Origin of the sequence: Noviluteimonas caseinilytica (assembly GCF_018406605.1) — a bacterium.
Lineage (GTDB): Bacteria > Pseudomonadota > Gammaproteobacteria > Xanthomonadales > Xanthomonadaceae > Noviluteimonas > Noviluteimonas caseinilytica.
This window is the reverse complement of the sequence record NZ_AP024545.1, coordinates 508584-533497: the sequence shown is the minus strand read 5'-3', so window position 1 is coordinate 533497 and position 24914 is coordinate 508584. Positions and strand designations below refer to the sequence as shown.

At 66.8% G+C, this 24914-nt stretch carries 21 protein-coding genes and 5 tRNA genes; 23 read left to right on the top strand and 3 right to left on the bottom strand.

What is annotated here, in order from left to right; translation table 11 throughout:
* Nucleotides 1-4: 4 nt before the first annotated feature.
* Genes LYSCAS_RS02715 through hemA form a run of 3 tightly spaced genes read right to left on the bottom strand, consistent with a single transcriptional unit; the run spans nt 5 to nt 2848 of the window.
* The gene (locus LYSCAS_RS02715) at nt 5-454 is read right to left on the bottom strand and encodes a GNAT family N-acetyltransferase (RefSeq protein WP_213435494.1); all 450 of its coding nucleotides are present in this window, start codon (nt 452-454) and stop codon (nt 5-7) included.
* A gap of 13 nt (nt 455-467) precedes the next feature.
* The gene (prfA, locus tag LYSCAS_RS02710) at nt 468-1553 is read right to left on the bottom strand and encodes a peptide chain release factor 1 (protein ID WP_213435493.1); all 1086 of its coding nucleotides are present in this window, start codon (nt 1551-1553) and stop codon (nt 468-470) included.
* Nucleotides 1550-2848, bottom strand: coding sequence for a glutamyl-tRNA reductase (gene hemA, locus LYSCAS_RS02705; protein ID WP_213435492.1), 1299 nt, complete (start codon nt 2846-2848; stop codon nt 1550-1552). Before hemA ends, prfA begins: the two co-directional genes overlap by 4 nt.
* A 108-nt stretch (nt 2849-2956) precedes the next feature.
* On the opposite strand from hemA, the gene LYSCAS_RS02700 reads away from it, so the two are divergent.
* The 23 genes from LYSCAS_RS02700 (at nt 2957) to rpsG (ending at nt 24886) form a co-directional block, all read left to right on the top strand.
* Nucleotides 2957-4633, top strand: a complete 1677-nt coding sequence (locus LYSCAS_RS02700; protein ID WP_213435491.1) for a tetratricopeptide repeat protein — start codon at nt 2957-2959, stop codon at nt 4631-4633.
* The gene (gene lolB / locus LYSCAS_RS02695) at nt 4630-5253 is read left to right on the top strand and encodes a lipoprotein insertase outer membrane protein LolB (RefSeq protein ID WP_244858638.1); all 624 of its coding nucleotides are present in this window, start codon (nt 4630-4632) and stop codon (nt 5251-5253) included. Before LYSCAS_RS02700 ends, lolB begins: the two co-directional genes overlap by 4 nt.
* 2 nt (nt 5254-5255) lie before the next feature.
* Nucleotides 5256-6116 (top strand): 4-(cytidine 5'-diphospho)-2-C-methyl-D-erythritol kinase, encoded by an 861-nt coding sequence (gene ispE / locus LYSCAS_RS02690; protein ID WP_407075170.1) that lies wholly within the window; start codon nt 5256-5258, stop codon nt 6114-6116.
* Nucleotides 6117-6120: 4 nt separating this feature from the next.
* A tRNA-Gln gene (locus LYSCAS_RS02685) sits at nt 6121-6197 on the top strand.
* Nucleotides 6198-6230: 33 nt separating this feature from the next.
* Nucleotides 6231-7190, top strand: a complete 960-nt coding sequence (locus LYSCAS_RS02680; RefSeq protein ID WP_213435489.1) for a ribose-phosphate diphosphokinase — start codon at nt 6231-6233, stop codon at nt 7188-7190.
* Between the two features lie 98 nt (nt 7191-7288).
* Nucleotides 7289-7951 carry a 50S ribosomal protein L25/general stress protein Ctc gene (locus LYSCAS_RS02675; protein ID WP_213435488.1) on the top strand — a complete coding sequence of 221 codons (663 nt, stop codon included), beginning with the start codon at nt 7289-7291 and terminating at the stop codon, nt 7949-7951.
* Between the two features lie 3 nt (nt 7952-7954).
* A complete protein-coding gene (pth, locus tag LYSCAS_RS02670; protein ID WP_213435487.1) occupies nt 7955-8536 on the top strand; it encodes an aminoacyl-tRNA hydrolase in 582 nt (193 codons plus the stop codon).
* 72 nt (nt 8537-8608) lie between these two features.
* A complete protein-coding gene (gene ychF, locus LYSCAS_RS02665) occupies nt 8609-9700 on the top strand; it encodes a redox-regulated ATPase YchF (protein ID WP_213435486.1) in 1092 nt (363 codons plus the stop codon).
* 71 nt (nt 9701-9771) lie between these two features.
* Nucleotides 9772-9857, top strand: a tRNA-Tyr gene (locus tag LYSCAS_RS02660).
* 76 nt (nt 9858-9933) lie between these two features.
* A tRNA-Gly gene (locus LYSCAS_RS02655) sits at nt 9934-10007 on the top strand.
* 37 nt (nt 10008-10044) lie between these two features.
* Nucleotides 10045-10120 (top strand) — tRNA-Thr (locus LYSCAS_RS02650).
* Between the two features lie 57 nt (nt 10121-10177).
* On the top strand, nt 10178-11368 hold the full coding sequence (gene tuf / locus LYSCAS_RS02645) for an elongation factor Tu (protein ID WP_213435476.1): 1191 nt from the start codon (nt 10178-10180) through the stop codon (nt 11366-11368).
* Nucleotides 11369-11473: 105 nt separating this feature from the next.
* Nucleotides 11474-11549: transfer RNA gene (locus LYSCAS_RS02640), tRNA-Trp, on the top strand.
* Between the two features lie 33 nt (nt 11550-11582).
* Nucleotides 11583-11960, top strand: coding sequence for a preprotein translocase subunit SecE (gene secE / locus LYSCAS_RS02635; protein ID WP_213435485.1), 378 nt, complete (start codon nt 11583-11585; stop codon nt 11958-11960).
* 8 nt (nt 11961-11968) lie between these two features.
* Nucleotides 11969-12547: a transcription termination/antitermination protein NusG gene (nusG, locus tag LYSCAS_RS02630; RefSeq protein WP_213435484.1), complete on the top strand. Its 579-nt coding sequence runs from the start codon at nt 11969-11971 to the stop codon at nt 12545-12547.
* Between the two features lie 100 nt (nt 12548-12647).
* On the top strand, nt 12648-13076 hold the full coding sequence (gene rplK / locus LYSCAS_RS02625) for a 50S ribosomal protein L11 (RefSeq protein ID WP_036167791.1): 429 nt from the start codon (nt 12648-12650) through the stop codon (nt 13074-13076).
* Nucleotides 13077-13079: 3 nt separating this feature from the next.
* The gene (gene rplA, locus LYSCAS_RS02620) at nt 13080-13778 is read left to right on the top strand and encodes a 50S ribosomal protein L1 (RefSeq protein WP_213435483.1); all 699 of its coding nucleotides are present in this window, start codon (nt 13080-13082) and stop codon (nt 13776-13778) included.
* A gap of 334 nt (nt 13779-14112) precedes the next feature.
* Nucleotides 14113-14640: a 50S ribosomal protein L10 gene (gene rplJ / locus LYSCAS_RS02615; RefSeq protein ID WP_213435482.1), complete on the top strand. Its 528-nt coding sequence runs from the start codon at nt 14113-14115 to the stop codon at nt 14638-14640.
* A 54-nt stretch (nt 14641-14694) separates the two neighbouring features.
* The gene (rplL, locus tag LYSCAS_RS02610) at nt 14695-15069 is read left to right on the top strand and encodes a 50S ribosomal protein L7/L12 (RefSeq protein ID WP_213435481.1); all 375 of its coding nucleotides are present in this window, start codon (nt 14695-14697) and stop codon (nt 15067-15069) included.
* A 269-nt stretch (nt 15070-15338) separates the two neighbouring features.
* The gene (rpoB, locus tag LYSCAS_RS02605) at nt 15339-19517 is read left to right on the top strand and encodes a DNA-directed RNA polymerase subunit beta (RefSeq protein WP_213437522.1); all 4179 of its coding nucleotides are present in this window, start codon (nt 15339-15341) and stop codon (nt 19515-19517) included.
* A gap of 27 nt (nt 19518-19544) precedes the next feature.
* A complete protein-coding gene (rpoC, locus tag LYSCAS_RS02600; protein ID WP_213435480.1) occupies nt 19545-23768 on the top strand; it encodes a DNA-directed RNA polymerase subunit beta' in 4224 nt (1407 codons plus the stop codon).
* A gap of 258 nt (nt 23769-24026) precedes the next feature.
* Entirely contained in the window at nt 24027-24401 is a 375-nt protein-coding gene (gene rpsL / locus LYSCAS_RS02595; RefSeq protein ID WP_213435479.1) for a 30S ribosomal protein S12, read from the top strand.
* A gap of 17 nt (nt 24402-24418) precedes the next feature.
* Nucleotides 24419-24886, top strand: a complete 468-nt coding sequence (rpsG, locus tag LYSCAS_RS02590; RefSeq protein ID WP_213435478.1) for a 30S ribosomal protein S7 — start codon at nt 24419-24421, stop codon at nt 24884-24886.
* Nucleotides 24887-24914 lie beyond the last annotated feature (28 nt).

Below are 24914 nucleotides of genomic sequence, written 5' to 3'. Positions count from 1 at the left end.
TAGCTCAGGCCAGTGAAAGCGAATACCACTGGGTGGCGTCTTCGTGCCAGCCGGCGGCGCGGTACAGCGCGCGGGCCGGGGCGTTGTCGACGGTGGTCTCGAGGACGAGGCCCGCGGCGCCGTCGGCCCGGCCGAATGCGGCCGCCGCGTCGAGCAGGGCGCGGGCCACGCCGCCGCGACGCGCGTGTTCGGCCACGAACAGATCGTTGAGCAGCCACGTGCGCGCGGTGCGCACCGAGGAGAAGATCGGATAGAGCTGCGTGAAGCCGGCGGGCGTGTCGCCCCGGAACGCGAGCAGCACGACCGATTCGTTGCGCGACAGGCGCTCGTGCAGGAAGGCGCGCGCACGATCGACGTCGCCGGCCTGTGCATAGAAACGCCGGTAGCCATCGAACAGCGGCGCCAGCACGTCCAGGTCGGCGAGCGTGGCGCGGCGGATCGTGGTGTCGGTCATGGCGTGGCTCGCGTCAGGTGTTGGCGGACAGGCGGGCGAGTTCGTCCGCCTGGTGTTCGCGCTGCAGGCGGTCGATGAGCGCATCGAGGTTGCCTTCGAGCACGTTGGGCAGGTCGTACAGCGTGAGGCCTTCGACGCGATGGTCGGTGATGCGGCCCTGCGGGAAGCTGTAGGTGCGGATGCGCTGGCTGCGGTCGCCGCTGCCCACCTGCAGCTTGCGGTCCTGCGCCTGCGCGGCTTCGCGGCGCGTGGTCTCCGCTTCCACCAGCATCGACTTGAGGCGCTTCATCGCCTTGTCGCGGTTGGCGTGCTGCGAGCGCTCGGTCTGCGATTCCACGACGATGCCCGAGGGCAGGTGCGTGATGCGGATCGCCGACTCGGTCTTGTTGACGTGCTGGCCGCCGGCGCCGGAGGAGCGGAACGTGTCGACGCGCAGGTCGGCGGGATTGATTTCGATCGCTGCGCCCGGCGCTTCTTCCGCGATGATCGCCACCGTGGCTGCGGACGTGTGGATGCGGCCCTGCGATTCGGTTTCCGGCACGCGCTGCACGCGGTGCGTGCCCGATTCGAACTTGAGCTTCGAATACGCGCCGCGGCCTTCGACGCGCGCGACGATCTCGCGGAAGCCGCCGTGTTCGCCGGGATTGGCCGATTCCACTTCGACGCGCCAGCCCTGGCGTTCGGCGAAGCGCGCGTACATGCGATAGAGGTCGCCGGCGAAGATCGCGGCTTCGTCGCCGCCGGTGCCGGCGCGCACTTCGAGGTAAAGATTTCCGTCGTCGCGCGGATCGCGCGGGACGAGGTGCGCCATCAGCGCAACGTCGAGGTCTTCCAGGCGTGCGTGCGCGGAGGCGATTTCTTCGTCGGCCAGTTCGCGCATTTCCGGATCGTTGCGCATCGCTTCGGCGGCGGCCAGGTCCGCGCGTGCCTGCGATTCGGCGGCGAGGGCGACGGCGACGGGTTCGAGCTGCGAGAACTCGCGTGACAGGTCGCGGAAGCGATCGCCGTCGGCGATCGTCGCCGGATCGGCGAGCAGGCGTTCGACTTCCTCGCGTCGCTCGAGCAGCGCCTCGAGCTTGCGGCGGAGGCTGGGGATCATGCGGCCCCGCTCGAAGGCGGAAGGTCGGCGTCGTCGTTGCCGTCCCCGCCCGGCAGCGGCGGGAACAGCTTGTCGGTGGCGCGCGCGAGGTCGTTGTCGCCCGTCAGCGCGGCTTCGCGCAACGCGGCCGTCGGTGCGTGCAGCAGGCGATTGACCAGCGTGTGCGCGAGCAGGTCGAGCACTTCGTGCGGATCGCGCCCGGCGGCGAGTTGCGCGCGCGCTTTCGCGATCGCTTCGGTGCGCGCGCGTTCGCCATGCGCACGCACGCGCTTGAGCGGTGCATGGCGCGTGCTGGCCTGCATCGTTTCGACGAAGCGCGCGGTCTGCAGGTCGACGATGGATTGCGCTTCGCGCGCGGCTTCGCGGCGGCTGCGGCGGTTGTCTTCGATCGCGCGTTCCAGGTCGTCGACGGTGTACAGGAAGACATCCTTGAGCGTGGCGACGTCCGCGGCGATGTCGCGCGGCACGGCCAGGTCGAGCAGCAGCATCGGGCGATGCTTGCGGCGGGCGAGGGCGGCGGCGACCTGCGCGCGCGTGACGACGGGATCGCGGCTGGCGGTGGCGGACAGCACGATGTCGGCTTCGGACAGGTGCTTGTCGATTTCCGACAAGGGCAGCGCGACGCCGCCGTGGCGCGTGGCCAGGTCCTGCGCGTGCGCGAGCGTGCGGTTGGCGATCAGCAGGCGCTTCGCCTTGCCTTCGACGAGATGCCGCGCGGCGAGCTCGATGGTTTCGCCGGCGCCGATCAGCAGCACGGTGGCGTCGTCCAGGCGCGCGAAGGAATCCTGCGCCAGGCGCACCGCGGCCGAAGCGACCGACACCGGGTTGGCGCCGATGCGCGTATCGGTGCGCGCGCGCTTGGCGGTGGTGAACGCGTGCTGGAACAGGCGATCCAGCTGCGGCCCCAGCGTGCCGGCGGTGCGCGCGAGCGCCCAGGCTTCCTTCACCTGGCCGAGGATCTGCGGTTCGCCGAGCACCAGCGAATCCAGGCCGGTCGCGACCCGGAACAGGTGGCGCACCGCTTCGGCATCCATGTGCCGATAGAGATAGGCGTGCAGGTCGCCCGATTCGCCCGGATGCGTGGCGAGCCATTCGGACAGCGCGGCGCCTTCGTCGTCGGCCAGCGCGTACAGCTCGGTGCGGTTGCAGGTGGAGAGCAGCGCGACTTCGCGCACCGACGGCATGCCCTGCAGCGTCGCCAGCGCGCGCGGCAACGCATCGGCGCCGAACGCAACGCGTTCGCGCAGGCCGACGGGGGCTGTCTGGTGGTTGATGCCGAGAACCAGGAGGCTCATGGACGCGGGCTCATTCGTTCGTTCCGAGGGCTGCGCTAAGCTGCCGCGGGACCTCGCCTTCAGGCGCGGTCGCACATTCTACCGGCCCGCGCCCCCACGGAAGTTCCGATGCCGACACCCGCCTCGCCCCGCCTGTCCTTCCTCACGCTCGGCGCGAGCCTCCTGCTCGCGATCGCCGCGCCCGCCGGCGCCGCGCGCAAGGCCGACGCCGCGCCCGCGCTCGAGGGGACCCTGGCCGGTGAATTCGCGCTGCAGGCCGGCCAACTGGACGAGGCCTCGAAGTGGTACCTCGACGCGGCCCGCGCCACCGACGACGCCGGCCTGGCCGAGCGCGCCACCCGCATCGCGCTGCTGGCCAACGACGACAAGCGCGCCGAGGCGGCGCTGAAGCTGTGGCGCCAGCGCGCGCCGGACTCGCTGGCCATGCATGCCGCGCAGGCCACCCTGGCGCTCCGTCGCAACGATGCCTCCCAGGCGCGCCGCGAACTGGGCGTGCTGCTGTCCGACAAGGGCGACATCGGCTGGCGCCATGCGCTGCTGGCGCTGAGCAGCGGCGGCAAGGATCCGAAGCTGGCCGGCCGCCTGCTGGGCGAGATCGTGGACGATCGCCAGATCCCCGATCGCCTGCAGTCCTGGCTGGCCTTCGGCGGCCTGGCGCAGCGGCTGGAACAGCCCGCGCTGGCGGACCGGATCATCGACGAGGTCGTGAAGCGCTTCCCGGCCGAGCCGCGCGTCGCGCTGCTGCGCGCCAGCCAGCTGCGCGAATCGGGCAAGCCGGACGAATCGCGCAAGGTGCTCGCCACCATCGCCGCGACGGCCTACCAGAACGAAGAACTGCGCATGTCGATCGCCGCCGAGTACGACGCGCTCGGCGACAGCGCCGCGGCCGCCGGCGTGCTCGCGCGCGGGCCGCAGGACGATCGCAGCTACGGCCTGCGCGCCGCGTTGCTGTCGCGCGCGGACGACCAGGTCGCGCTCGCCGCGCTGTACGAAGAACTGAAGAAGGAATCGGCGAAGCCCGATCCCGAGCGTCGCCTGCTGCTGGGCCAGGTCGCCGAGTTGCTGAAGCGCAATGCCGAAGCGCTCGAATGGTATCGCAGCGTGCCGGGCGGGGAAGCGCGCTGGATCGCGCGCCTGCGCGCCGCCAACGTGCTGCACGAGCTCAAGCGCAACAACGAGGCGTACGACGCGCTGCGCCAGTTGCAGGGCGATGCGACGGCGGAGGAAGACACGCGCCGCGACGCGTACCTGCTCGAAGCCGAATTGCGCGGCAAGGACGGACAGGCCGCGCAGGAACTCGACGTCTACGCGCGCGGCCTGGCCGCGTATCCCGATGATCCGGCGCTGCTGTATTCGCGTGCACTGACGTGGGAACGCCGCGACGACATCCCGCGCGCGGAGGCGGATTTCCGCCGCATCCTGGTCAGCGATCCGGAAGACGTGAACGCGCTCAACGCGCTCGGCTACACGCTGGCCGATCGCACGACGCGTTACGCCGAGGCGCTTGAACTGATCGACCGCGCGCGCGCCGCCGAACCGGGCAACGCCGCCATCATCGACAGCTACGGCTGGGTGCTCTATCGCCTCGGCCGCAACGCCGAAGCGCTGTCCGAATTGCGCCGCGCCTTCGCCCTGCAGAAGGATCCGGAAATCGCCTCGCACCTCGGCGAAGTGCTGTGGGTGATGGGGCAGAAAGACGAGAGCCGGAAGTATTTCGATGAAGCGAAGAAGCTCGATCCGGAAAACCGCGCGTTGAAGCGCGCGCTCGAGAAGACGGGCGCATGACCATGCGTGCGATCGGGATTGCGATGCTGGCCATCGCGCTGGCGGGCTGCGCCACGCGTCCGGCTGCGCCGGCCTTGCCCGCCGTCGAAGGGACGGCGCAGGCCCACCAGGCGATGCGCGAAGCCGCGCTCGCGGCGGTGCCGGACTGGTCGATGACGGGCCGCGTGGCGGTCTCCAACGGCAAGGATGGCGGCAACGGCCGCATCGAATGGACGCAGCAGGGGCCGCGCTTCGACGTGTCGCTGAGCGCGCCGATCACCCGCCAGAGCTGGCGCGTGACGGGCGGCGACGGCGATGCGGTGCTTGAAGGCCTCGCCGGCGGCACACGCACCGGGCCCGACGCCGGCGCGCTGGTCCGCGACGCGACGCGCTGGGACATCCCGGTCGATGCGCTCGTGCGCTGGGTGCGCGGCCTGGGCGGCGCCGACGCCACGCTGGCCTACGGCGCGGATCGCCGATTGACGCGGATTTCGGAAGCCGGCTGGACGATTGACTACGCCAATTGGCGCATCGTCGACCGCGCCGGCATCGAACTGCCGGGCCGGGTGGAGGCCACCAAGGGCGACGCCCGCGTCCGCCTGGTGGTGGATGCCTGGACCGCCGACGCCTGGACGCAATGACCATGGACGCCGGGTGGACCGCCTGGCCGGCGCCGGCCAAGCTCAACCTGTTCCTGCACATCACCGGCCGCCGGCCGGACGGGTACCACGCGCTGCAGACCGTCTTCCGCCTGCTCGACTGGGGCGACGAAGTGCGGATCCGGGTGCGGGACGACGGGGTGATCCGGCGGGTCGGGGCCTCGGTGCCCGGCGTGGCGGAGACCGACGATCTGGCCATCCGCGCCGCCAACGCCCTGCAACGCGCATCCAATACGTCACTAGGTGCGGACATCTCCGTCGAAAAGCGCATTCCCGCCGGCGGCGGCTTCGGCGGCGGGTCGTCGGATGCCGCCACCGTGCTGCTCGCCCTCGACCGGCTGTGGAACCTCCATCTAGGCGTCGATCGCCTCGCCGCCCTCGGCCTGGCCCTCGGCGCCGACGTCCCCGTGTTCGTCCGCGGCGACAACGCCTGGGCCGAGGGCGTCGGCGAAATCCTCACGCCGATCGCCCTGCCGCCGGCGTGGTATGTCCTCGTCGATCCCGGCATCCACGTGCCGACCGCCGCGTTATTCCAAATCCCTGAATTGACGCGGGATTCCCCGGCAACGACAATGCGCGACTTCGTTTCGGGAGCAGTGCTCGGCAACGCGTTCGAGCCGGTGCTGCGCCGCCGCGAACCGGCCCTTCAGGCCGTGTTCGCAGCATTGGCGCAGATCGGCACACCGCGATTGACCGGCACGGGCAGTGGTTGCTTCGTCGAATTCGCCGACCGCGGATCCGCCGGAAAAGCGCTGGACCGCTTGCGCGAGGGAATGCCGCACCTCTCGGCCTGGTTGGCCGCGGGAGCGCAGGCGTCCCCGATGCGCGATGCACTCGACCGATAACGGAAGGGACGTCGCCAAGTGGCCTAAGGCACCGGGTTTTGATCCCGGCATTCGAAGGTTCGAATCCTTCCGTCCCTGCCAATCCCGCAACGGTCAGAGCGCAGCGGAGCCAACATGCAAGAAGATCGCAATTTGCTGGTGTTCACCGGCAACGCAAACCGCCCCCTCGCCGAGGCGGTGTGCAAGGAACTCGGCATCCGGCTCGGCAAGGCGCTGGTCAGCACCTTCTCCGATGGCGAGGTGCAGGTCGAGATCGAAGAAAACGTGCGCCGGCAGGAAGTGTTCGTCATCCAGCCGACGGGCGCGCCCAGCGCGGAAAACCTGGTGGAACTGCTGGTGCTGATCGACGCGCTCAAGCGCGCATCGGTGTCCAACGTGACCGCCGTGGTGCCGTACTTCGGGTATGCGCGCCAGGATCGTCGCCCGCGTTCTGCGCGCGTGCCGATCACGGCCAAGGTGGCCGCGAAGATGTTCTCGGCGGTCGGTGCCGATCGCGTCCTCACGGTGGACCTGCACGCGGACCAGATCCAGGGCTTCTTCGACATCCCGGTCGACAACGTGTACGCCTCGCCGCTGCTGCTCGCCGACATCTGGCGCGCGCACGGCACGGACAACCTGATCGTGGTGTCGCCGGACGTCGGCGGCGTGGTGCGCGCACGGGCCATCGCCAAGCGCCTCGACGACGCGGACCTGGCGATCATCGACAAGCGGCGTCCGCGTGCGAACGTGTCCACCGTGATGAACATCATCGGCGACGTGGAAGGCAGGATCTGCGTCCTCGTCGACGACATCGTGGACACCGCGGGCACCTTGTGCGCGGCGGCCGCGGCGCTGAAGGCGCAGGGCGCGATCAAGGTGGTCGCGTACTGCACGCACCCCGTGCTTTCGGGCCCGGCGATCGACAACTTGAACAAGTCGCAACTCGACGAGCTGGTGGTGACAGACACCATCCCGCTCTCGGCCGCGGCGAAGGGATGCAGCCGCATCCGCCAGCTCAGCGTCGCCGAGCTGCTGGCGGAAACGATCCGCCGCATCGCCTTCGGAGAATCCGTCAGTTCGCTGTACGTCGATTGATCGACGCAGTGCACTGGCACCATCGCTCACCTGGTCGCGGGTGAGCGGCATCCACCGCCGCGAGGCGGTTTCATTGCAACAAGAGTGAGTAAGCAATCATGGCAACCGAACACAAGATCTCGGCATCGAGCCGCAAGGACGAAGGCAAGGGTGCGAGCCGCCGCCTCCGTCGCGCAGCGTCGATCCCGGCCATCGTCTACGGCGGCAAGTCCGCCCCGCAGAGCATCCAGCTCGAGCACGAGAAGACCTGGCTCGCCAGCCAGAACGAGTGGTTCTACTCGTCCATCCTCGACCTCGACCTCGACGGCAAGGTGCAGAAGGTGCTGCTGCGTGACATGCAGCGCCATCCGTACAAGCAGATCATCATGCACCTGGACTTCCAGCGCGTTGACGAGAACCAGGCCATCCGCGTCTCGGTCCCGCTGCACTTCCTCAACGAAGAGAAGTCGCCCGCCGGCAAGGCCGCCGACGTCATCGTGCTGCACGAGCTCAACGACGTCGAAGTGACCTGCCTGCCGAAGGACCTGCCGGAGTTCATCGAAATCGACCTGTCCGCGCTGACGGTCGGCGACATCGTCCACCTGTCGGACCTCAAGCTGCCGAAGGGCGTCGAGCTCCCCGAGCTGAAGCTCGGCAAGGAACACGACGTGGCCATCGTCATCGCCAAGCACGGCACGGAAGACGTCGAAGAAGCGGTCGAAGCGCCTGCGGCCGAAGTGCCGGCGGCCAAGGTCGCCAAGAAGGACGAAGAGAAGAAGTAAGCCTTGCCTGGCTTGCGTCTCATCGTCGGTCTGGGCAATCCCGGACCCGAACACGCCCGGACCCGGCACAACGCCGGGTTCTGGTTCGTGGATGCGCTCGCCGAGAAACTCGGCGGGCGTTTCGGGCTGGAATCCAAGCTCTTCGGCGAGACGACGAAGGTGGAGATCGCGGGCCAGCCGGTGTGGCTGCTCAAGCCGGCCACCTTCATGAACCTCAGCGGCAAGTCGGTCACCGCCGCGTTGCGTTACTGGAAGATCGAGCCGGAAGAAGCGCTGCTCGCGCACGACGAACTGGACCTTGCGCCGGGCATCGCGCGCCTCAAGTTCGATGGCGGGCACGGCGGACAGAATGGCCTGCGCGACACGATGCGGCTGCTCGGCCACGGCCGGTTCCACCGGTTGCGGGTCGGCATCGGCCATCCCGGCCACAAGGACAAGGTCACGCCGTGGGTGCTGGGCAAGCCCGGGCGCGACGACGAAGCCAGCATCCTGCGCGCGATCGACGATGCGATGGACGTCATGCCGCTCGCGGTGTCGGGCGACATCAACGAGGCGACCAAGCGCCTCAACACGGCCAAGGCGTGATTGGCGATTGGTGATTGGTGATTCGGGCGCCCGAGTCACCAATCACGAATCACGAATCACGGATCCACCCCCATGGGCATCAAATGCGGCATCGTCGGCCTGCCCAACGTCGGCAAGTCGACCCTCTTCAACGCGCTGACCAAGGCGGGCATCGCGGCGGCCAACTTCCCGTTCTGCACGATCGAGCCCAACGTCGGCATCGTGCCCGTGCCGGATCCGCGCCTGAACGCGCTGAGCGACATCGTCAAGCCGCAGAAGGTGATCCCGACCGCGGTGGAATTCGTCGACATCGCGGGCCTGGTGGCCGGCGCGGCGAGCGGCGAGGGCCTGGGGAACAAGTTCCTGGCGCACATCCGCGAGGTCGATGCGATCACGCACGTGGTGCGCTGCTTCGAGAACGGGGACATCGTCCACGTGACGGGCAAGGTCGATCCGATCTCCGACATCGACACCATCGACACCGAACTGGCGCTGGCCGACCTGGATTCGGTCGAGAAGGCGCTCAACCGCGCCGAGCGCTCGGCCAAGACCGGGGACAAGGACGCCAAGATCCGCGCCGAGGTCCTGGGCCGCGTGCGCGCGGGCCTGGACGCCGGCAAGCCGGCGCGCGCGCTGGGCCTGTCCGACGACGACAAGGCCCAGGTCCGCGACCTGTTCCTGCTGACCCTCAAGCCGGTGATGTACGTGGCCAACGTGCTCGAGGACGGGTTCGAGAGCAACCACCACCTGGATGCCGTCCGCGCCCGCGCGGCGGGCGAGGGCGCCGAAGTGGTGCCGGTCTCGGCCGCCATCGAGGAAGAGCTCAGCCAGCTGGACGACGCCGACCGCGACACCTTCCTCCACGACCTGGGCCTGGACGAGCCGGGCCTGAACCGCGTGATCCGGGCCGCCTACAAGCTCCTGGGCCTGCAGACCTACTTCACCGCGGGCGTGAAGGAAGTCCGGGCCTGGACCGTGCGGGCCGGTTCCACCGCCCCGCAGGCCGCCGCGGTCATCCACACCGACTTCGAGAAGGGCTTCATCCGGGCCGAGACCATCGCGTACGACGACTTCCTGAAGTACCGCGGCGAATCCGGGGCCCGCGACGCCGGCCGCTTGCGCCTGGAAGGCAAGGAATACCGCGTGCAGGAAGGCGACGTCCTCCATTTCCGCTTCAACGTCTGAAGCCCCGCAAGAAAGATGTCAACGAATCGTTGACTTCCCGGCGTCGCGGCGCCAGAATTTCGGGCTCTTTTGGAGGGATACCCAAGCGGCCAACGGGGGCAGACTGTAAATCTGCTGGCTTACGCCTTCGGTGGTTCGAATCCACCTCCCTCCACCAGGATCGATTCAAGCCGGCGGCGTTACCAACCGACGGTGCAGGACCCAAGCAGTTTCACCGGTGCAAACCGGACGGCGCGGGAGTAGTTCAATGGTAGAACTTCAGCCTTCCAAGCTGATTGTGCGGGTTCGATTCCCGTCTCCCGCTCCATTGAACGTCGCGACGCAGATTGCTTGAAAGAAGTTCCGCTCACGTAGCTCAGTCGGTAGAGCACCTCCTTGGTAAGGAGGAGGTCGAAGGTTCGATTCCTTTCGTGAGCACCACATCAGCTGTAACCGCACCACCGAAACGCCAACCACTGCAACCCATCGAGAAGAGCCATGGCAAAGGGTAAGTTCGAGCGCACCAAGCCCCACGTGAACGTGGGCACGATCGGCCACGTCGACCACGGCAAGACGACGCTGACGGCGGCGTTGACGAAGGTGGGCGCGGAGCGTTTCGGCGGCGAGTTCAAGGCCTATGACGCGATTGACGCTGCGCCGGAAGAGAAGGCGCGCGGCATCACGATCTCGACGGCGCACGTGGAATACGAATCGGCCAACCGCCATTACGCGCACGTGGATTGCCCGGGACACGCGGACTACGTCAAGAACATGATCACGGGTGCGGCGCAGATGGACGGCGCGATCCTGGTGTGTTCGGCGGCCGACGGCCCGATGCCGCAGACGCGCGAGCACATCCTGCTGTCGCGCCAGGTGGGCGTGCCGTACATCGTGGTCTTCCTGAACAAGGCGGACATGGTGGACGACGCCGAGCTGCTGGAGCTCGTCGAGATGGAAGTGCGCGAGCTGCTGACCAAGTACGAATTCCCGGGCGACGACACCCCGATCATCAAGGGTTCGGCGCGCCTGGCGCTGGAAGGCGACCAGTCGGAGATCGGCGTGCCGTCGATCCTGAAGCTGGTGGACGCGCTGGACTCGTTCATCCCGCAGCCGGAGCGCGCGATCGACAAGCCGTTCCTGATGCCGGTGGAAGACGTGTTCTCGATCTCGGGCCGCGGCACGGTGGTGACGGGCCGCATCGAGCGCGGCGTGATCAAGGTGGGCGACGAAATCGAAATCGTCGGCATCCGTCCGACGCAGAAGACGATCGTCACGGGCGTGGAAATGTTCCGCAAGCTGCTGGACCAGGGCCAGGCGGGCGACAACGCGGGCCTGCTGCTGCGCGGCACCAAGCGTGACGACGTGGAGCGTGGCCAGGTGCTGGCCAAGCCGGGTTCGATCACCCCGCACACCACGTTCGAAGCCGAGGTGTACGTGCTGTCGAAGGACGAAGGCGGCCGCCACACGCCGTTCTTCAAGGGCTACCGCCCGCAGTTCTACTTCCGCACGACCGACATCACGGGCGCCGTGACCCTGCCGGAAGGCGTGGAAATGGTCATGCCGGGCGACAACATCAAGATGGTGGTCGAGCTGATCCACCCCATCGCGATGGACGACGGCCTGCGCTTCGCGATCCGCGAAGGCGGCCGCACGGTCGGCGCCGGCGTGGTGGCGAAGATCCTGAAGTAAGCAAACGACGGACCGTCGGCGCGGGCTTCCGCGCCGCCGGAACGGAATGAAAACGGCGTGGCGGCGCGAGCCGCCGTTGCCTTTTTCGGAAGAGACACAACTTGTACGCCAGTAGCTCAATTGGCAGAGCAGCGGTCTCCAAAACCGCAGGTTGGGGGTTCGAGTCCCTCCTGGCGTGCCACTTCGAACGCGGCCTCCGCGTGATCGGGAACGGATGAACAGCAAGGTCGAACAACCCAAGTCCGCCTCCTCGGGCGACATGATGATGATCGCGCTGGCGATCCTGATCGCCGCTGCGGGCGTGTTCGCCTTCTACTGGTTCCAGGACTGGCCGTCGTGGGCGCGCACGTTGTCGGTGATCGGCGGCCTGCTCGTCGGCGCCGGTGTGTTCATGTTGTCGGCGAAGGGCGCGCAGACGCGCGAATACCTCGCCGAGTCGCGGTTCGAATTGCGCAAGGTCGTCTGGCCGTCCCGCCAGGAAGCAGGTCGCGCCACGGGCCTGATCATCATCGCGGTGACCCTCATCAGCCTGCTCATCGCCGGCTTCGACGTGGTCATCCAGTGGGGCGTGAAAGCGCTCCTCGGCACCTGAGGCGGAAGATGGAAGAGAGCACCAACATCGACAAGCGCTGGTACGTGGTGCACGCCTATTCCGGCTTCGAGAAGTCGGTGGCGCAGGCGCTGCGCGACCGCATCACGCGCATGGAAATGCAGGACCGTTTCGGCGACGTGCTCGTGCCGACGGAAGAAGTCGTGGAAATGCGCTCCGGCCAGAAGCGCCGTTCCGAGCGCAAGTTCTTCCCGGGCTACGTGCTCGTGCAGATCGCCACGCATGACGAAGGCGGCATCCCGCGCATGGACAGCGAAAGCTGGCACCTGGTGAAGGAGACGCCGAAGGTGATGGGCTTCATCGGCGGCACCGCCGATCGTCCGCTTCCCATCAAGGACGAAGAGGCCGCGGCCATCCTCGACCGCGTGCAGGAAGGCGTCGAGAAGCCGAAGCCGAAGGTGTTGTTCGAAGCGGGCGAGATGGTGCGCGTCACCGATGGCCCGTTCAACGACTTCAACGGCGTCGTGGAAGAAGTCAATTACGAGAAGAGCCGCCTGCGCGTCGCAGTGCTGATCTTCGGCCGGTCCACCCCGGTGGAACTGGAATTCGGCCAGGTCGAGAAGGCCTGATCAAAGAGATTCGCTAGGGCGAGTGGTTCGCCCCGGCAGTAACGCGAGGAGCCGAGGTGCCGCAAGGCACGCAGGCGTCTGAACTCGCAGGAGCAAGCAAATGGCTAAGAAAGTCGTCGGTTACATCAAGCTGCAGGTCAAGGCCGGCCAGGCCAACCCGTCGCCGCCCGTGGGCCCCGCCCTCGGCCAGCGCGGCCTGAACATCATGGAATTCTGCAAGGCGTTCAATGCCGCCACGCAGAAGCTGGAACCGGGTCTCCCGATTCCGGTGGTCATCACCGCGTACTCGGACCGCACCTTCACCTTCATCACGAAGACGCCGCCGGCGTCGATCCTGCTGAAGAAGGCTGCGGGCATCCAGTCCGGTTCGAAGCGCCCGAACACCGAGAAGGTGGGCAAGGTCACGCGCAAGCAGGTCGAGGAAATCGCGAAGGCGAAGGAACCCGACCTGACGGCTGCCGACCTGGAAGCCGCGGTGCGCACGATTGCGGGCTCCGCCCGTTCCATGGGTCTGGTGGTGGAGGGCTAAGTCATGGCGATGAACAAGCGACAGAAAGCAATCAAGGCGGCCGTCGAGCCGGGCAAGGCTTACGCGATCGACGAAGCCCTGAAGATCCTCCAGAACGGCACGAAGGCGAAGTTCGTCGAAGCGATCGACGTCGCCGTCCGCCTGGGCGTGGACGCGAAGAAGTCCGACCAGCAGGTGCGCGGTTCCACCGTGCTGCCGGCCGGTACCGGCAAGTCGGTCCGCGTGGCGGTGTTCGCCCCGGCCGGCGCCAAGGCTGACGAAGCGCGCGCCGCGGGCGCCGAAGCCGTCGGCATGGACGACCTCGCCGAGGCCATGCAGGCCGGCGACCTCAACTACGACGTCGTCATCGCGACGCCGGATGCGATGCGCGTGGTCGGCAAGCTCGGCCAGGTGCTCGGTCCGCGCGGCCTGATGCCGAACCCGAAGGTCGGCACCGTTTCGCCGAACCCGGCCGAAGCCGTCAAGAACGCCAAGGCGGGCCAGGTGCGTTACCGCACCGACAAGGCCGGCATCATCCACTGCACGATCGGCAAGGCCTCCTTCGAAGCCGCTGCGCTGAAGGGCAACCTCACCGCGCTGCTGCTCGACCTGATCAAGGCCAAGCCGTCGACCGCGAAGGGCCAGTACCTGCAGAAGATCTCGCTCAGCTCGACCATGGGCCCGGGCGTGACGATCGACCAGTCGAGCCTGACGCTGAAGTAATGCGATACGCATCCGGGCGACCGGATGCGGCAACAACGTTTGAGGGCATCGCGCGGGCTTTACGCCTTCGCGACGCCGTCAAAGACCGCAGGTGCGGTCCGCGCGCAACGACGACGGGCAGGAAGCTCGGTACGGCATGGAGTCGTCGTCGGCGAAGGCGGGATCGTTTAATCCAGCTCGCAAGAGCCGGGCCTGCGCAGATGGTGCCGCCCCCTCTGGAAGTTTCCGGGAAGGGCCACCACCGGGACGCGCGAGCGTCCCCGGCGCCAGGACGGCGCCGCCCAAGGACCGCAAACGGCAGGAGCCGGGCGCGGAGTTCATTAGGAGGAGTGCAATGGCTCTCAATCTGTCCCAGAAGCAGGAAGTCGTCGCCGAACTGGCCGACGTGGCCGCGAAGGCCCACTCCCTGGTTGCAGCCGAGTACGCAGGCATCACCGTGTCGCAGATGACCGCGATGCGGAAGAAGGCCCGCGAATCCGGCGTGTACTTGAAAGTCGTCAAGAACACGCTGGCGTCGCGCGCCGTCGAAGGCACCGAGTTCGAAGTCGTCAAGGATTCGCTGACCGGGCCGCTGCTGTACGCGTTCTCGACCGAGGAACCCGGCGCTGCCGGTCGCCTCATCAAGGAGTTCGCCAAGGGTAACGACAAGCTCAAGGCCCGCGTCGTCGCATGGGAAGGCAAGCTGCTTCCCGCCGCGCACGTCGAGGTCCTGGCGTCGCTGCCGACGCGTGACCAGGCGTTGGCCATGCTGGCCCGCGTCCTCGCCGAACCCGCCGCGATGTTCGCCCGTGCCGTCAAGGCCGTGGCCGACAAGCAGGGCGGTGGCGAAGCGGTCCCCGCGGAGGCCCAGGCCGAGGCCTGAGTCCAGACAACCGGTTTCGTATCCAACAACTTTCAATATCCAGAGGTAATCACCATGTCCCTTTCCAACGAGCAGATCGTTGACGCCATCGCCGCCAAGTCGCTGATGGAAGTGATGGAGCTGGTCAAGGCCATCGAAGAGAAGTTCGGCGTTTCCGCCGCCGCCCCGGTCATGGCCGCTGCCGGCCCGGCCGCTGCTGCTGCCCCGGTCGAAGAGCAGACCGAGTTCACGGTCGTCCTGAAGGCCACCGGCGAGAAGAAGGTCGAAGTCATCAAGGCCGTCCGCGCCATCACCGGCCTCGGCCTGAAGGAAGCGAAGGACCTCGTCGAAGGCGCCCCGCAGACCGTCAAGGAAGCCGTGTCGAAGGAAGACTCCGAGAAGTTCAAGAAGGAACTCGAGGCCGCTGGCGCGACCGTCGAAGTCAAGTAATCGAAATTGCGTCGCCAGTGACATCGGCGACCACGAAGGCTGGGGACGAAAGTCCCCGGCCTTTGGCCGTTCCAAGGTAATCGTGTGTTGAACGCTTCAGCTTGACCGAAGCGATGCGTCACCCAAGAGACCGAGTTGACAGTCGGAAGTAGCGGGAGAAGGCGTGCTGGTGCCGGCAATACCAGCGACTTCCCACTGGCAATTTGACGTTCCCCCCGGCCCCGCCACCGTGCGCGGCCGCAGCTACGAGAGGCGACAGCCCCATGTCCATGACCACAGCGTCCACGACGAATTACTCGTTCACCGAGAAGAAGCGCATCCGCAAGGATTTCGGCAAGCGCCGTTCGATCCTCGAGGTGCCGTTCCTGCTCGCGATCCAGGTCGACTCCTACCGCGAGTTCCTCCAGGAGAAGGGCGATCCCTCCAAGCGCGACGACAAGGGCCTGCACGCCGCCCTGAAGTCGGTCTTCCCGATCACCAGCTACAGCGGCAACGCCGCGCTTGAATACGTCAACTACCGGCTCGACACGCCGATGTTCGACGAGCGCGAATGCCGCAACCGTGGCCTGTCCTACGGCGCGCCGCTGCGCGTGACCGTGCGCCTGGTGATCTACGACCGCGAATCGTCGGTCAAGGCCATCAAGTACGTGAAGGAGCAGGAGGTCTACATGGGCGAGATCCCGCTCATGACCGAGAACGGCACCTTCATCGTCAACGGCACCGAGCGCGTCATCGTCTCGCAGCTGCATCGTTCGCCGGGCGTGTTCTTCGACCACGACCGTGGCAAGACGCACAGCTCGGGCAAGCTGCTGTACTCCGCGCGCATCATTCCCTACCGCGGCTCGTGGCTCGACTTCGAGTTCGACCCCAAGGACGCGCTGTTCACCCGCATCGACCGCCGCCGCAAGCTGCCGGTCTCCGTGCTGCTGCGCGCGCTCGGCTACAACAACGAAGAAATGCTCCGCGCGTTCTTCGAGATCAACACGTTCCACATCGAACCCGAAGGCGTGCAGCTGGAGTTGGTGCCCGAGCGCCTGCGCGGCGAAACGCTGGAGTTCGACCTCGCCGACGGCGACCGCGTCATCGTCGAAGCCGGCAAGCGCATCACCGCGCGCCACGTCAAGCAGCTCGAGCAGTCCGGCATCGCCGCGCTGGCCGTGCCGGACGCGTACGTGGTCGGCCGCATCCTGGCGCACGACGTCGTCGACGCGAAGACCGGCGAACTGCTGGCCATCGCCAACGACGAGATCAACGAAGAGCACCTGGCGAAGTTCCGCAAGGCGGGCATCGATTCGGTCGGCACCATCTGGGTCAACGACCTGGACCGCGGCCCGTACCTGTCGAACACCCTGCGCATCGACGGCACCAAGACCAAGCTCGAAGCGCTGGTCGAGATCTACCGCATGATGCGTCCGGGCGAGCCGCCCACCAAGGACGCCGCGGAAAACCTCTTCCACAACCTGTTCTTCACCTTCGAGCGCTACGACGTCTCCGCCGTCGGCCGCATGAAGTTCAACCGCCGCATCGGTCGCAAGGAAGTGACGGGTCCGTCCGTCCTCTACGATCGCAAGTACTTCGGCGACTACAAGAACGGCAAGGACGAAGAAGCGCAGCGCCTCGTCTCGACGATGGGCGATACGTCCGACATCCTCGACGTGATCCGCGTGCTCACCGAGATCCGCAACGGCCGTGGCGTAGTGGACGACATCGACCACCTGGGCAACCGTCGCGTGCGTTCGGTCGGCGAAATGGCCGAGAACGTGTTCCGCGTGGGCCTGGTCCGCGTCGAGCGCGCGGTCAAGGAACGCCTGTCGATGGCCGAGTCCGAAGGCCTGACGCCGCAGGAACTGATCAACGCCAAGCCGGTGGCCGCCGCGATCAAGGAGTTCTTCGGCTCCTCGCAGCTCTCGCAGTTCATGGACCAGAACAACCCGCTGTCGGAAGTGACGCACAAGCGTCGCGTCTCCGCGCTGGGCCCGGGTGGCCTGACGCGCGAACGCGCGGGCTTCGAAGTGCGCGACGTGCATCCCACGCACTACGGTCGCGTGTGCACGATCGAAACGCCGGAAGGCCCGAACATCGGCCTGATCAACTCGCTCGCCGTGTTCGCGCGCACCAACCGCTACGGCTTCCTCGAGACGCCGTACCGCAAGGTCGTCAACGGCAAGGTGACCGACGACGTCGAGTTCCTCTCGGCGATCGAAGAGAACGAGTACGTCATCGCGCAGGCCAACGCGCCGACCGACGACAAGGGCACGATCACCTCGCAGTTCGTCGCGTGCCGTTACCAGGGTGAGTCGCTGCTCAAGCCGCCGAGCGAGATCCACTTCATGGACGTCTCGCCGATGCAGACCGTGTCGGTCGCGGCGGCCCTCGTGCCGTTCCTCGAGCACGACGACGCCAACCGCGCGCTGATGGGCGCGAACATGCAGCGCCAGGCCGTGCCGACGCTGAAGTCGCAGAAGCCGCTCGTGGGCACCGGCATCGAGCGGGCGGTTGCGCGCGACTCGGGCGTGACGGTGAACGCGCGCCGCGGTGGCCTGATCGAGCAGATCGACGCCGGCCGCATCGTGGTGAAGGTCAACGAGAACGAGATCGTCGGCGAGACCGATGCCGGCGTCGACATCTACACGCTGATCAAGTACACGCGCTCCAACCAGAACACCTGCATCAACCAGACCCCGCTCGTGAACGTGGGCGACCGCGTGGCCCGCGGCGACGTGCTGGCCGACGGTCCCTCGACCGACATCGGCGAGCTCGCGCTCGGCCAGAACATGCTGGTCGCGTTCATGCCGTGGAACGGCTACAACTTCGAAGACTCCATCCTGCTCTCCGAGCGCGTGGTGGAAGAGGATCGCTACACGACGATCCACATCGAAGAGCTGACCTGCGTCGCGCGCGACACGAAGCTGGGCCCGGAAGAAATCTCCGCCGACATCCCGAATGTCTCCGAGCAGGCGCTCAACCGCCTCGACGAGTCGGGCGTGGTGTACATCGGTGCGGAAGTCCGCGCCGGCGACATCATGGTCGGCAAGGTCACGCCGAAGGGCGAATCGCAGCTGACGCCGGAAGAGAAGCTCCTCCGCGCGATCTTCGGCGAGAAGGCTTCGGACGTGAAGGACAGCTCGCTCCGCGTTCCGCCGGGCATGGACGGCACCGTCATCGACGTGCAGGTCTTCACCCGCGACGGCATCGAGAAGGACAAGCGCGCGCGCCAGATCGAGGAATCCGAGATCCGTCGCGTCAAGAAGGACTTCGACGACCAGTTCCGCATCCTCGAGGGCGCCATCTACGCGCGCCTGCGTTCGCAGCTCCTGGGCAAGGTCGCCAACGGCGGCCCCAACCTGAAGAAGGGCGACGTGATCAGCGCGGAATACATGGACAGCCTGAAGAAGGCCGAGTGGTTCCAGCTGCGCATGAAGGACGATGACGCCAACGACGCCATCGAACGCGCGTCGAAGCAGATCGATGCGCACGAGAAGGAATTCGAGCGTCGCTTCGCCGACAAGCGCGGCAAGATCACCCAGGGCGACGACCTCGCCCCGGGCGTGCTCAAGATGGTGAAGGTGTTCCTCGCGGTGAAGCGCCGCATCCAGCCGGGCGACAAGATGGCCGGCCGCCACGGCAACAAGGGTGTGGTGTCGACGATCGTCCCGGTCGAAGACATGCCGTACTCCGCCGATGGCCAGACCGTCGACATCGTGCTCAACCCGCTGGGCGTGCCGAGCCGAATGAACATCGGCCAGATCCTCGAGACGCACCTGGGCTGGGCCGCCAAGGGCCTGGGCCAGAAGATCGACCGCATGCTCAAGGCACAGGCGGCGATCGCGGACCTGCGCACGTTCCTGGACCAGATCTACAACCACGACAACGAAGTCAACGGCCAGCGCGTGGATCTCACGCAGTTCACCGACGCGGAACTCCTGCGCCTGGCGAACAACCTGACCGACGGCGTGCCGATGGCCACGCCGGTGTTCGACGGCGCGGCCGAGACCGAGATCAAGCGCATGCTCGAACTCGCCGACCTGCCGCTGAGCGGCCAGACGATGCTGCACGACGGCCGCACGGGCGAAGCGTTCGAGCGTCCGGTCACCATCGGCTACATGCACATGCTGAAGCTCAACCACCTGGTCGACGACAAGATGCACGCGCGTTCGACCGGTCCGTACTCGCTCGTCACCCAGCAGCCGCTGGGCGGCAAGGCGCAGTTCGGCGGCCAGCGCTTCGGCGAAATGGAAGTCTGGGCGCTGGAAGCCTACGGCGCGGCCTACACCCTGCAGGAAATGCTGACGGTGAAGTCCGACGACGTGCAGGGCCGCAACCAGATGTACAAGAACATCGTCGACGGCGAACACGAGATGGTCGCGGGGATGCCGGAGTCCTTCAATGTGTTGGTGAAGGAGATCCGCTCCCTCGCCATCAACATGGAACTCGAAGAAACCCGCTAAGCCGCCGCCGCCGATCAGGAGACACCCATGAAAGACTTGCTCAATCTGTTCAACCAGCAGCGGCCCATGCCCGACTTCGACGCGATCAAGATCGCGTTGGCGTCGCCGGACCTCATCCGCTCGTGGTCCTACGGCGAAGTGAAGAAGCCGGAGACCATCAACTACCGCACGTTCAAGCCGGAACGCGATGGCCTGTTCTGCGCCGCGATCTTCGGTCCGATCAAGGACTACGAGTGCCTGTGCGGCAAGTACAAGCGCATGAAGCACCGCGGCGTGGTCTGCGAGAAGTGCGGCACGGAAGTGACGCTGGCCAAGGTGCGCCGCGAGCGCATGGGCCACATCGACCTGGCCTCGCCCGTCGCGCACATCTGGTTCCTGAAGTCGCTCCCGTCGCGCATCGGTTTGATGCTCGACATGACGCTGCGCGACATCGAACGCATCCTGTACTTCGAAGCGTACGTCGTGACCGAGCCGGGCCTGACCCCGCTCGAGCGCGGCAACCTGCTGACCGAAGAACAGTTCATGCAGGCGCGCCAGGAACACGGCGATGACTTCGACGCCGCGATGGGCGCCGAGGCCGTGTACGAGCTGCTGCGCACGATCGACCTGCAGTCGGAGATGCTCCGCCTGAAGGAAGAGATCGCCGCGACCAACTCCGAGACCAAGCTCAAGCGCCTCACCAAGCGCATCAAGCTGATCGAGGCGTTCCTCGACTCCGGCAACCGCCCGGAGTGGATGGTCATGACCGTGCTGCCGGTGCTGCCGCCGGACCTGCGTCCGCTGGTGCCGCTGGATGGCGGCCGCTTCGCGACGTCGGACCTCAACGACCTGTACCGCCGCGTCATCAACCGCAACAATCGCCTCAAGCGCCTGCTCGAGCTCAATGCGCCGGACATCATCGTGCGCAACGAGAAGCGCATGCTGCAGGAGTCGGTCGACGCCCTGATGGACAACGGCCGTCGCGGCCGCGCCATCACCGGTACCAACAAGCGCCCGCTCAAGTCGCTCGCCGACATGATCAAGGGCAAGCAGGGTCGCTTCCGCCAGAACCTGCTCGGCAAGCGCGTCGACTACTCGGGCCGTTCGGTCATCGTGGTCGGCCCGACGCTGCGCCTGCACGAGTGCGGCCTGCCGAAGAAGATGGCGCTGGAGCTCTTCAAGCCCTTCATCTTTGCCAAGCTGCAGCGCCGTGGCCTCGCCACGACGATCAAGGCCGCCAAGAAGCTGGTCGAGCGCGAAGAAGCGGAAGTGTGGGACATCCTCGAGGAAGTGATCCGCGAGCACCCGGTCCTGCTCAACCGCGCGCCGACGCTGCACCGCTTGGGCATCCAGGCGTTCGAGCCGGTGCTGATCGAAGGCAAGGCGATCCAGCTGCATCCGCTGGTCTGCACCGCGTTCAACGCCGACTTCGACGGCGACCAGATGGCCGTGCACGTCCCGCTGTCGCTGGAAGCGCAGCTGGAAGCGCGCGCGCTGATGATGGCGTCGAACAACATCCTGTCGCCCGCCAACGGCGAGCCGATCATCGTGCCGTCGCAGGACGTCGTGCTCGGCCTGTACTACATGACCCGCGCCCTCGAGAACAAGAAGGGTGAAGGCATGGCGTTCGCGAACGTCGCCGAGGTCAAGCGCGCGTACGACAACCGCGTCGTCGAGATCCACGCCAAGGTCAAGGTGCGCATCACGGAAACCGTGGTCGCCGAAGACGGCTCGCGCTCGAAGAAGACCTCGATCGTCGACACGACGGTCGGTCGTTCGCTGCTGCAGGAAATCCTGCCGGAAGGCCTGCCGTACCAGCTGGCCAACACCGAGCTGACGAAGAAGAACATCTCGCGCCTGATCAACTCCTGCTACCGCATGCTCGGCCTGAAGGACACGGTCGTGTTCGCCGACAAGCTGATGTACACCGGCTTCGCGTACGCCACGCGCGCCGGCGTTTCGATCGGCATCGACGACATGATCATCCCGGGCGAGAAGAAGGGCATCCTGGACGAGGCGGAAGCCGAGGTCCTGGAAATCCAGCAGCAGTACCAGTCGGGCCTGGTCACCGCGGGCGAGCGCTACAACAAGGTCGTCGACATCTGGTCGCGCACGAACGAGCGCGTGGCCAAGGCGATGATGGACGCGATCGGCACCGACACCGTGCTCAACGCCAAGGGCGAGCGCGTTCCGCAGAAGTCCATGAACTCGATCTACATCATGGCCGACTCCGGTGCGCGTGGTTCGCAGGCGCAGATCCGCCAGCTGGCCGGCATGCGTGGCCTGATGGCCAAGCCGGACGGCTCGATCATCGAGACGCCGATCACCGCGAACTTCCGCGAAGGCCTCAACGTCCTCCAGTACTTCATCTCGACCCACGGCGCCCGAAAGGGTCTCGCGGATACCGCGCTGAAGACGGCGAACTCGGGTTACCTGACCCGTCGCCTCGTGGACGTCGCGCAGGACGTGGTCATCACCGAGACCGATTGCGGCACGTTCGACGGCCTCACCATGACGCCGATCGTCGAAGGCGGCGATGTCGTCGAGCCGCTGCGCGACCGCGTGCTGGGCCGCATCGTGGCCGAAGACGTGTTCCTGCCGGGCAACGACGAAGATCCCTTCGTCGAGCGCAACACGCTGCTCGACGAGGCGTGGGTGCAGAAGATCGAGGACGCCAGCGTCCAGTCGATCAAGGTGCGCTCCACGATCACCTGCCAGAGCCCGTTCGGCGTGTGCTCGCATTGCTACGGTCGCGACCTGGGCCGCGGCCACCTGGTCAACCACGGCGAAGCGGTCGGCGTCGTCGCCGCGCAGTCGATCGGCGAGCCGGGCACGCAGCTCACCATGCGTACGTTCCACATCGGTGGTGCGGCGTCGCGTGCGGCGGCGATCGACAACGTGACGGTCAAGACGACCGGTACGGTGAAGTTCAACAACCTCAAGCACGTCGACCACGCTGCCGGTCACCTCGTCGCGGTCTCGCGTTCGGGTGAACTGTCGGTGCTCGACCTGCACGGCCGCGAGCGCGAGCGCTACAAGCTCCCGTACGGCGCCACCGTGCTGGTCAAGGACGGCGCGAGCATCAAGGCCGGCCAGACCGTGGCCAGCTGGGATCCGCATAACCACCCGATCGTGTCGGAAGTGGCCGGTTTCATGCGCTTCATCGACTTCATCGACGGCGTCACCGTCATCGAGAAGACCGACGAGCTCACCGGCTTGGCGTCGCGCGAAATCACCGATCCGAAGCGTCGGGGCACGCAGGGCAAGGACCTCCGCCCGATCGTGCGCATCGTCGACAAGAACGGCAAGGACCTCTCCATCCCGGGCACCGACCTGCCGGCGCAGTACCTGCTGCCGCCGCGCTCGATCGTGAACCTGCAGGACGGCGCGCCGGTCGGCGTGGGCGACGTGGTCGCCAAGATCCCGCAGGAAGCGTCGAAGACCCGCGACATCACCGGTGGTCTGCCGCGCGTGGCCGACCTGTTCGAAGCGCGCAAGCCGAAGGATCCGGCGGTCCTCGCCGAGGTCTCGGGCATCGTCAGCTTCGGCAAGGACACCAAGGGCAAGCAGCGCCTGATCATCAAGCAGGCCGACGGCAGCGAGCACGAAGAGCTGATCCCGAAGTACCGCCAGATCATCGTGTTCGAAGGCGAGCACGTGGAGAAGGGCGAGACCGTGGTGGACGGCGAACCGAGCCCGCAGGACATCCTGCGCCTGCTCGGCGTGGAGCCGCTGGCGGTCTACCTGACCAAGGAAATCCAGGACGTCTACCGCCTGCAGGGCGTCAAGATCAACGACAAGCACATCGAAGTGATCGTCCGCCAGATGCTGCGCAAGGTCGAAGTGCTCGACGCCGGGGACACCAAGTTCCTGCACGGCGAGCAGGTCGAGCGCCAGCGCATGATCGAAGCGAACGCCGCGGCGGTTGCGAAGAACGAGATCCCGTCCAAGTACGACCCGGTGCTGCTGGGCATCACCAAGGCCTCGCTGGCCACCGAGTCGTTCATCTCGGCGGCTTCGTTCCAGGAGACCACCCGCGTGCTGACCGAGGCTGCCGTCCGCGGCACCCGCGACGGCCTGCGCGGCCTGAAGGAAAACGTGATCGTGGGTCGTTTGATCCCCGCGGGCACGGGCCTGGCCTACCACAGCGCACGCCGCCGCAACGCCTCGGGCCTCACCGAGTCGGAGATGGAGGCACTGTCGGGTTCGGTCGTCACCGAATCGGCGCCGGAAGCGGCGGTCGATGCGGGCGAGGAGTCCGGCAACAGCTAAACTGTTCGGCGCGACGGCCCACGGGCCGTCCCAGACCACGAAATGAGGCGCAGGGAGCGCCTCGTCTTCGGCCCAGGACGGGCGGGAACCATGAAGGGCAGGGCGGCCTCGCGAATTCGGCCGCCCCGCCGCTTCTCAATACCTGGCTCGCGTTGACGCATTTCGTCGGCGCGGGCTATACTTTTCCGTCTAAGCAGGCCGGATCCGGCCTGCTTCGTTTTCACGCTGGACCGCAGGTCCGCCCAAAAGAGTCCCTCGATGGCAACGATCAACCAGCTGGTGCGCAAGCCGCGCAGCCCGGAAACCTACAAGAGCACTTCGCCTGCCCTGGCGAACTGCCCGCAGCGCCGTGGCGTCTGCACCCGCGTCTACACGACCACCCCGAAGAAGCCGAACTCGGCCCTCCGCAAGGTCGCGAAGGTGCGCCTCACCAACGGTTACGAGGTCATCTCGTACATCGGCGGCGAAGGCCACAACCTGCAGGAACACTCGGTGGTCCTGATCCGCGGCGGTCGCGTCAAGGACCTCCCGGGCGTCCGCTACCACACCGTGCGTGGTTCGCTCGACGCCGCCGGCGTCACCAAGCGTCGCCAGAGCCGCTCCAAGTACGGCGCCAAGCGCCCGAAGTCCTGATCCAGGGGATATAGAACATGTCGCGTAAAGGTTCCACTCCGCAGCGCACCGTCCTGCCCGACCCGAAGCACGGGAGCGAGACGATCGCCCGCTTCATCAACATGGTCATGCAGAGCGGCAAGAAGTCGGTCGCCGAAAAGATCGTGTACGGCGCGATGGACGTCATCACCGAGAAGAACGCCAACGCCATCGAACTCGTCGAGAAGGCGCTGGGCAACGTGTCTCCGTCGGTCGAGGTGAAGTCCCGTCGCGTCGGCGGTGCCACGTACCAGGTTCCCGTCGAAGTCCGCTCGTCGCGCCGCATGGCGCTGGCGATGCGCTGGCTGATCGAATCCGCCCGCAAGCGCGGCGAGAACAGCATGCCGCGCAAGCTCGCCGGCGAGCTGCTCGACGCCTCCGAGAACCGCGGCGGCGCGATCAAGAAGCGCGAAGAAACGCACCGCATGGCGGAAGCGAACAAGGCGTTCGCGCACTACCGCTGGTAAGACCTGCGAACCCGCGCTGACGCCGGGT